The 9,009-nt window shown below is 45.3% G+C and carries 10 protein-coding genes; 9 read left to right on the plus strand and 1 reads right to left on the minus strand.

All coding sequences use genetic code 11. From position 1 onward, the window contains the following. The first annotated feature begins 51 nt into the window (after positions 1-51). Both RH46_RS06140 and RH46_RS06145 read left to right on the plus strand, forming a co-directional pair. On the plus strand, positions 52-1,050 hold the full coding sequence (locus RH46_RS06140) for a S1 family peptidase (protein ID WP_006878518.1): 999 nt from the start codon (positions 52-54) through the stop codon (positions 1,048-1,050). A gap of 222 nt (positions 1,051-1,272) precedes the next feature. Continuing rightward, complete coding sequence (locus RH46_RS06145; protein WP_006878519.1) at positions 1,273-1,941, plus strand: LuxR C-terminal-related transcriptional regulator; 669 nt, start codon at positions 1,273-1,275, stop codon at positions 1,939-1,941. A 52-nt stretch (positions 1,942-1,993) separates the two neighbouring features. On the opposite strand, the gene RH46_RS06150 is transcribed toward RH46_RS06145, so the two are convergent. Beyond that, positions 1,994-2,257, minus strand: coding sequence for a DUF3012 domain-containing protein (locus RH46_RS06150; protein WP_006878520.1), 264 nt, complete (start codon positions 2,255-2,257; stop codon positions 1,994-1,996). A gap of 309 nt (positions 2,258-2,566) precedes the next feature. On the opposite strand from RH46_RS06150, the gene rbsD reads away from it, so the two are divergent. The 7 genes from rbsD to RH46_RS06185 all read left to right on the plus strand — a co-directional run. Beyond that, complete coding sequence (gene rbsD / locus RH46_RS06155) at positions 2,567-2,986, plus strand: D-ribose pyranase (protein WP_006878521.1); 420 nt, start codon at positions 2,567-2,569, stop codon at positions 2,984-2,986. Positions 2,987-3,010: 24 nt separating this feature from the next. Further along, a complete protein-coding gene (gene rbsA / locus RH46_RS06160; protein WP_006878522.1) occupies positions 3,011-4,516 on the plus strand; it encodes a ribose ABC transporter ATP-binding protein RbsA in 1,506 nt (501 codons plus the stop codon). Then, a complete protein-coding gene (rbsC, locus tag RH46_RS06165; protein ID WP_006878523.1) occupies positions 4,513-5,496 on the plus strand; it encodes a ribose ABC transporter permease in 984 nt (327 codons plus the stop codon). Before rbsA ends, rbsC begins: the two co-directional genes overlap by 4 nt. A gap of 60 nt (positions 5,497-5,556) precedes the next feature. Next, positions 5,557-6,435, plus strand: a complete 879-nt coding sequence (rbsB, locus tag RH46_RS06170) for a ribose ABC transporter substrate-binding protein RbsB (RefSeq protein ID WP_006878524.1) — start codon at positions 5,557-5,559, stop codon at positions 6,433-6,435. 121 nt (positions 6,436-6,556) lie between these two features. Continuing rightward, positions 6,557-7,477 carry a ribokinase gene (rbsK, locus tag RH46_RS06175; protein ID WP_006878526.1) on the plus strand — a complete coding sequence of 307 codons (921 nt, stop codon included), beginning with the start codon at positions 6,557-6,559 and terminating at the stop codon, positions 7,475-7,477. Positions 7,478-7,511: 34 nt separating this feature from the next. After that, positions 7,512-8,516, plus strand: a complete 1,005-nt coding sequence (locus tag RH46_RS06180) for a substrate-binding domain-containing protein (RefSeq protein WP_006878528.1) — start codon at positions 7,512-7,514, stop codon at positions 8,514-8,516. Positions 8,517-8,617: 101 nt separating this feature from the next. Then, the coding region (locus RH46_RS06185; RefSeq protein ID WP_006878530.1) for a response regulator at positions 8,618-9,009 on the plus strand (392 nt) is incomplete at its 3' end.

Consider the following 9,009-nt stretch of genomic DNA (forward strand, 5'->3'; position numbering starts at 1 on the left):
TGAGAGGTTTTTTTATACTTAATAGGAAACCGATGATGAGGAGAGTTTTCAGTGGTTCGAAAGTTAGCAGTTTTACTTTCTAGTTTATTCGCAAGTAGTGCCTTATGTGAGGACTTCACCCCCTACGTTGTTAATGGCTCAGATATTAGTGCAACCAAATATCCGTCATTTACCAGCTTAATGTACGATCGTATCGACTACGATCGTGTTTATGGGACCTCACCATATTGTGGAGCTACCTTGCTTACCGAGTACTATGTACTGACGGCAGCCCACTGTATTTATGGCAGTACTAATAAACAGCTATTTACCTCCGTTGTCCCACAACTGCAAAATGAATCAGACTTTCCTTATTCAGTGACTCAGCGAGTAATGGTCAATGAGTACTATTACCCAGATAACTACGATGACGATACGTTAGCTAATGATATCGCTATCTTAAAGCTCGAAGAGCGAATTACCGCTGTAACGGATTATTCCGACCTTGCCAACTCTGTCGATGAAGCAGAATATCGTGGTGCCAGCTCAGGTGATCCTTTCTATGCTGTTGGTCATGGTAATACTCAATCTGGGCGGGATGACACGAATGAACTTCAGGAGACTCAGTTAAGTTACGTTGCAAATGCTAGCTGTAATATCTTTGGCGTCGACATCTCTGCCAACCTATGTATGGATGGAGCGGCGACGGTAGATGGACTTGATAACGCAACATGTCAGGGTGATTCAGGCGGTCCATTGTTTTGGAACGATGGAGTAGATGATAAACAGGTAGGGATAACCAGTTTTGGTCCATTGACCTGTGGTGACCCAACCAAAGCAGCTAACTCAGTATTTACAGAAGTTTCAGATCATCGAGCATGGATTGCTTCAGTACTGGCCGGGGGCGAGACACCTAAAGTGACCGTTACTGACGCACAGCGCACTGCATATTTGAGCTCTATTTCAAGCTCTAGTACGTCAGGCGACTCAGGCGGGGGCGGTTCTATTCACTGGCTAGGTCTACTATTTTTGAGTGGCCTTGCGGTATGGCGTCGTCGTTTCACCTTTTAATTCTCTAGTCTTAACCGTCATTCTTCTGGTAAAAATGTTACTAAGCCTCTGGTTTACAGGGGCTAACTTCCTACCTTCTCAAAAGTGAGAATGTCCATTTAAGATATTGATAAAAAAAGATAAATTAACCAGTGGCTAATCATTTTGGTTAATCAACGTGTTGACTATTTGTTGCTAAACGATAGTTTTAAACCATTGACAACATGCGCAGGGACTTCCGCTATGACTAACCGTGATAACTACAAAATTACTCTGATTTCTGATGTAAGTATGCAATCCAAATTGCTGAAGGACTCTTTAGAGAAAGGGTTAGGGATGCAAGTTAGTATAGTGACGGCTGATACCTTGCAGAGAATGGATGACGGTCAATCTCAACTAGAGAATCTAGTGCTAATTGATTACCACTATCTCGATGATAGCAAATTCGAAAGCTACAACAGTGCTAAGGCGCAAAGTGAATCAAGCATCAAAGAAATCGTTTTTAACTGTCCGACGGATGCTTCTTCCAGTCAATTGTTCAAATGGCGTAATCTGGTTGGTGTTTTCTACCTTGATGATGAAGTGTCACTGCTTCTTAAAGGTATGGATAAGATCATGAATGATGAAATGTGGTTGTCGCGTAAAGTGGCTCAGGACTACATTGAACATTTCCGCTGTGCTAATACCGTCACTACCTCACAAGCGTATGCCAACCTGACCAAACGTGAAAAAGAGATCATGCGCCTGCTTGGTCATGGTGCATCTAATATCCAAATTGCCGAAGAGCTGTTTGTCAGTGAGAATACTGTGAAAACCCACTTGCACAATATATTCAAAAAGATCAACGCTAAGAATCGATTACAGGCTCTGTTATGGGCAAATAACAATATCGCTTTGGAAGAACGAGTTTAGCTTCGCCCCTAGGGATATTAAATAGGTCTGGCAATCTGCCAGACCTTTGCGCTTAGAATACACAATGCTTAGCGTAACTGGTGGCTTGGTTAGCGCTCCAGTCACCTTTTGGTGTATCCTCAAGATCGTTACACCATGCTTCACTGCCTACCGCATCCTGCAGTACACAATGTTTGGCGAAGTCTACTGCTCCTTGAGCATTCCATTCACTTTTCGGTTTATCTGCCATCTCATCACACCATTGCTGAGTTCCGACCTCAGTTTGACAAGCAGTTAGCGTCATAAGCGCAACGAAACAAAAGATGACTTTTTTCATACCAAATTCCAAATAATGTTGATGGTACACACTATACCTAAAACGGTTGAAGCTTGTTGTTTGGATAATGAAAAAAGTTAGAAAATGGCATATCGAAACGTTTCGATGGGTGATCTGAATCACCTTGAACGTAGAAGAGTAGCTATCAAAGAGGATCAATTTCACACTCTATACAAAGGGGACTCGAATTTATGAAGTGAGCGATTATCATCCTATCGAAACGTTTCGATGAGTTTTTTCTCAATAAGAAATCTGATAATGAACAGAAGACTCATCATTGGATAAACGTGTATTTGATAGGTCGATGAGATGAAGAAAAGTACCCTAATAAATTCAGAACTTTCGTATTTGGTTGCCACCTTAGGCCATACCGATGAGATAACAATTTGTGATGCTGGCCTGCCTATTCCTGAGCATGTACAGCGTATTGACCTAGCCCTAACACATGGTGTCCCTTCATTCCTGGAAACGGTTAGGGTCATCCTGTCGGAATCCCAAATCGAAGGGGTAGTTATTGCTGAAGAATTTGCCTCGGTGAGTCCGGCACATCACGAGGCGCTAATCGAACAGTTGCGCAAAGAGAGTGAGCTAAGTGGAAAAGAGATTTCAATTAGTTATGTTTCTCATCAAGAGTTTAAAGCGCGTACGCAGCAAAGCCGAGCCGTGGTTCGCACAGGTGAGTGTACACCTTATGCGAACGTAATTTTTCAAGCTGGCGTGGTTTTTTAAGCCTCGCGATTGTAAGGAAGAGTTATGACTCAAGCCATCCTACAGTTGAGTTCCATCGAGAAAGCTTTCCCTGGTGTCAAAGCTCTCGACAAAGCGAGCCTGAACGTTTACCCCGGACGTGTTATGGCACTTATGGGCGAGAACGGCGCAGGTAAGTCAACCTTGATGAAGGTGTTGACTGGTATATACAGCAAAGATGCTGGCACCATTCATTATCAAGGGGAGAGCGCTGCGTTTAAAGGCCCGCGTGATTCTCAAGAGGCGGGTATCAGCATTATCCACCAAGAACTGAATCTTATTCCAGAACTGACAATTGCTGAAAACATTTTCCTTGGTCGTGAGTTCACCAATGCATTTGGTGGAATTCAATGGCACAAGATGTACCAGGAGGCGGACAAACTACTTGCGCGTCTTAATGTTAAGCACAGTTCAAGCACTTTGCTTGGTGAGCTGAGCTTAGGTGAACAGCAGATGGTCGAAATTGCCAAAGCGCTGTCATTCGAGTCCAAGGTCATCATTATGGATGAACCTACAGATGCGCTAACGGATACAGAGACTGAGTCGCTATTTAAAGTCATTAACGAGTTACGCGATCAGGGCTGTGGCATTGTTTACATATCGCACCGCCTCAAGGAAATCTTCGAAATCTGCGATGATATTACCGTACTTCGTGATGGCAAGTTTATTGGTCAGTGTCAGGTATCGGACACCGATGAAGATGGTCTGATTGAGATGATGGTTGGTCGTAAACTGGATGAGCAGTATCCCCGAATTGATGTTCGTCATGGTGAAACAAGTCTTGAAGTGATTGGCTTAACTGGCTCCGGTATTCACGATGTCAGCTTTACTCTCAAACGTGGTGAGATTCTGGGTGTTTCTGGCCTGATGGGAGCGGGACGTACCGAACTGATGAAAGTGATTTACGGCGCATTGCCAAGTGAGCGTGGCGTCATCAATCTCGACAACAAAACCATCAATCCAGTTAGTCCACAAGATGGTTTGGCTAATGGCATCGCCTACATTTCCGAAGATCGTAAAGGTGATGGTTTGGTTCTTGGTCTCTCTGTCAAAGAGAACATGTCGCTGTGTGCATTGGACAAGCTAACTGCTGGTGGTCGAATTCAGCATCAGGATGAGATTGTTGCCGTCGAAGATTTTATCAAACTGTTCAATATCAAAACCCCAACACGAGACCAGATTATTGGCAACCTGTCAGGTGGTAATCAGCAGAAAGTTGCGATTGCAAAAGGCTTGATGACTAAGCCTAAGGTACTGATTTTAGATGAGCCCACCCGTGGTGTTGATGTCGGTGCCAAGAAAGAGATCTACCAACTGATCAACAAATTTAAAGCCGATGGTATGAGCATCATCTTAGTGTCATCCGAGATGCCAGAAGTGTTAGGGATGAGTGACCGAATCCTGGTGATGCATGAAGGCCGAATTAGCGGTGAGTTTGATGCAAAAGACGCCGACCAAGAAAAACTACTCGCCTGTGCCGTAGGCAAAAAGATTAATGAGGAAGCAGCATGAGTACCAATACCATGAGCAAACCAGTACCAACCAACAGCAAGAAGCTGTTTACCAAAGAGTGGTTGATTGAGCAAAAATCTCTCATCGCACTTCTGTTCTTAATTGTTGTTGTGTCGTTTTTGAACCCGAACTTTTTCACTGTCGACAACATTCTGAATATTCTTCGCCAGACTTCTGTTAACGCCATCATTGCTGTTGGTATGACGCTGGTCATCCTTACTGCTGGTATTGACCTGAGTGTCGGTTCAGTGCTCGCACTATGTGGCGCATTTGCCGCCAGCCTGATTGCGATGGAGGTGCCAGTTCTCATCGCTGTACCAACCGCTCTGTTGGCTGGTGCTGCCTTAGGTGCAATCAGTGGTGTCATCATTGCCAAAGGCAAGGTGCAGGCGTTTATCGCCACCTTGGTGACTATGACCTTGCTGCGTGGTGTGACCATGGTTTACACCGACGGTCGTCCAATCTCTACAGGCTTTACTGATACAGCGGATGCGTTCGCTTGGTTTGGTACAGGTTACGCACTTGGCATCCCGGTGCCTGTATGGTTGATGGTGATTGTATTTGCCGCTGCATGGTACCTGCTGAATCACACGCGTTTTGGCCGCTACGTTTATGCTCTGGGTGGTAATGAATCGGCTACTCGCTTATCTGGTATCAACGTTGACCGCGTGAAGATTGGTGTATACGCAATTTGTGGTTTGTTAGCTGCACTAGCGGGCATCATTGTTACTTCTCGACTTTCTTCTGCTCAACCAACAGCTGGTATGGGCTATGAGCTGGATGCTATCGCAGCGGTTGTTCTGGGTGGTACCAGCCTGATGGGTGGTAAAGGTCGAATCATGGGCACTTTGATTGGTGCGCTGATCATTGGCTTCCTGAATAACGCTCTGAACCTACTCGATGTCTCTTCTTACTACCAAATGATCGCTAAAGCAGTTGTTATCTTGCTCGCGGTACTGGTGGACAACAAAAACAAGTAAATCATAACTAAATAGAGCCAAGTGACGTGTCTTGGCTCGCCCTACACAAGGACTGAGAAAATGAAAAAACTCGCAACTTTAATTTCTGCTGCACTACTTTCTTCAACCGTTTCTGTTTCAGCACAGGCGCAAGACACGATGGCAATCGTACTGTCGACGCTGAACAACCCATTCTTTGTAACGATGAAAGATGGCGCAGAAGCGAAAGCACAAGAGCTAGGTTATGACCTGATTGTTCTCGACTCTCAGAATGACCCGAGTAAAGAGCTATCGAACATTGAAGATCTGACAATTCGTGGTGTGAAAGCGATCTTGATCAACCCAACGGATTCGGATGCGGTATCAAACGCGATTCGCATGGCAAACCGTTCTAACATCCCAGTGCTAACTCTGGACCGTGGTGCGAGCCGTGGTGAAGTCGTGAGTCACATTGCGTCAGACAACGTTGTTGGTGGCGAAATGGCCGGTAATTTCATCGTTGAAAAAGTAGGCATGAAAGCAAAAGTTATTCAGCTAGAGGGTATCGCGGGCACCTCTGCGGCACGTGAGCGTGGTGAAGGCTTTATGAACGCTGTTAAGGGCAGTGATATGAACGTACTTGCTAGCCAACCTGCTGATTTTGACCGTACTAAGGGTTTGAACGTAATGGAGAACCTACTTGCTGCTAACCCAGATGTACAAGCTGTGTTCGCTCAGAATGACGAAATGGCTTTAGGTGCACTTCGTGCAGTACAAGCGTCAGGCAAAGACGTCATGATCGTCGGCTTCGACGGCACCGATGACGGCATTGCTGCAGTTAACCGTGGCAAGCTATCTGCAACAATTGCTCAGCAACCTGATTTGATCGGTGCTCTGGGTATCGAAACGGCGGATAAAGTACTGAAAGGTGACAAAGTAGAAGAGTACATTCCAGTACCTTTGAAAGTAGTAACTAAGTAAGTTCCATTTTGCCCTCCCATCAATATGCAGGGAGGGCGAATAGCCATAAGTTTTGTTGCAGAGCTTATCGCTATTACTCCTGTTCACATTTGAGAGGCTCAATCGAGCCGAGGATTACCTTATGAATAAGTTAGTGGTTTTAGGTAGTGTTAACGCTGACCATGTTCTGCAAGTGCCTTCTTTTCCTCGCCCAGGCGAGACGCTTCATGGTCGCAATTACCAAGTTATTCCGGGTGGCAAAGGGGCAAACCAAGCTGTAGCAGCGGCCCGTTTAAACGCAGATACTGGCTTTATCGCCTGTGTGGGTGATGATGCTTTCGGCATCAATATCCGTGAGAACTTCAAGATGGACAACATTAACATCGCTGGGGTAAAAATGGAGCCGAATTGTCCAACGGGAATTGCGATGATTCAGGTTTCTGATAGTGGTGAGAATAGCATCTGTATTTCCGCAGAAGCGAATGCACGTTTAACGGCTGAAGCCATTGAGCCTGATCTTGAACGTATTCGTGCTGCCAAGTACCTGCTAATGCAATTAGAGACGCCGATGAGTGGTATCGAAAAAGCGAGTCGCGTGGCAAAAGAAGCTCGTACTAATGTTATTTTAAACCCGGCACCTGCACGTGAGCTTTCTGATGAGTTATTGGCATGTGTTGACGTTATCACTCCGAATGAAACCGAAGCAGAGGTGCTGACTGGTATCACTGTCATTGATGACGACAGTGCGCAAGAAGCGGCGAATGTACTGCACCGCAAAGGTATTGAGATTGTTATGATCACTCTCGGCGCTAAAGGTGTGTGGTTAAGCGAAAACGGACGCGGTGAGCTGATTACTGGCTTTAAAGTGGATGCAACGGATACCACGGCGGCGGGAGATACCTTTAATGGGGCATTGGTCACTGGTCTACTTGAAGATTTACCTCTAAAATCAGCGATTAAATTCGCTCATGCAGCAGCGGCAATCTCAGTAACTCGTTTTGGTGCCCAGACATCAATCCCAACCAGAGCTGAAGTTGATACCTTTCTTGCTGAGCACAGTTAAGCACTAATAATCGTTATTTGATGGAGAAAATGACATGGCGACCATGAAAGATATCGCAAAACTTGCCGGAGTCTCGACCTCAACGGTTAGCCATGTCATTAATAAGTCCCGCTTCGTTAGTGAGGAAATCTCGCTGCGCGTTAACAATGCTGCTCAGCAGTTAAACTATCGCCCGTCAGCCTTAGCGAGAAGCCTTAAGGTCAATCGTACTAAGACGATTGGTATGTTGGTGACGACGTCGACCAACCCCTTCTTTGGCGAAGTGGTTAAGGGGGTAGAACGAAGCTGTTACCAACAAGGTTACAACCTGATCCTGTGTAATACCGAAGGTGACAATGAACGAATGCGTGAATCCATTAATACCTTGCTGCAAAAACGGGTAGATGGATTGATTCTGATGTGTTCGTCGCTAGAAGGTGAACGCATTGATGTCTTTGAACAATACCCTGATATTCCGGTTGTAGTCATGGACTGGGGGCCAATGTTATTTACCAGCGATAAGATTCAGGACAACTCGCTACGCGGTGGATATTTGGCAGCCAAATACCTGATCGAGTCAGGTCATCAACAGATAGGCTGTATTACTGGTCCGTTAGTAAAACATCAGGCGCAGATGCGTTATGAGGGCTATAAGCGTGCGCTGAATGAAGCTGGTTTAGACTTTAATGCAAACTGGATCATTGAAGCGGACTTTGAATGTGAAGGTGGCTATGAAGCATTCAATAAGATGTTCGCTAAAGATTCATTGCCCAGCTCAATCTTCGTTTGCAATGACATGATGGCAATGGGGGTGATCAATGCAGCTAATGAAAAAGGGATTCGCATTCCCCAAGACCTCTCTATTATTGGCTACGATGATATTCACATTGCCAAGTTTATGAGCCCGTCTCTGACTACCATTCACCAGCCCAAATACCGTTTAGGTAAAGCGGCCGTTGAAGCTCTGCTTAATCGACTGGAAAAAGGTGCTATAGACGCACAAGTTGTTCAACTGGAACCAACGCTCGTCGAGCGCTCAACAGTCCTTAATATCAAATAAGTCAGTTTAACACCGGGTATTTTTGCCACGACAATCTGATATAAACTTGCGAATTTGTGCTAAACCTAAAGTATCGTAGTTAATCAACTTTTGGCCGATAAATGGACTTATTTGCTGATCATCGAGAACAAAAAAATACACAAAATGGGGCACACGAAGGTTCGCACAAACTCTCGGTGTGGAAGGTCCTGCTTGTTGATGATGATGAGCAGATGCATCAAATCACACGTCTCGCACTATCGGGCTTTTCTTTTGAGGGACGCAAGCTCGAACTGATTTCCGCATATTCTGGCATTGAAGCGAGAGAGATTTGTCTGCAGCATACAGACCTTGCTTTAGCGTTAGTCGATGTGGTTATGGAGAGCGAGCATGCCGGCTTAGAACTTGTTAAGTATATTCGAGAAGAACTCAATAACAGTTTAGTACGCATTGTTTTACGTACTGGCCAGGCTGGGCAGGCTCCGGAAGATAGAGTCATCCGTGAATATGAGAT

This window comes from Vibrio brasiliensis LMG 20546 (assembly GCF_000189255.1).
In the GTDB taxonomy this organism is placed as follows: Bacteria; Pseudomonadota; Gammaproteobacteria; order Enterobacterales; family Vibrionaceae; genus Vibrio; species Vibrio brasiliensis.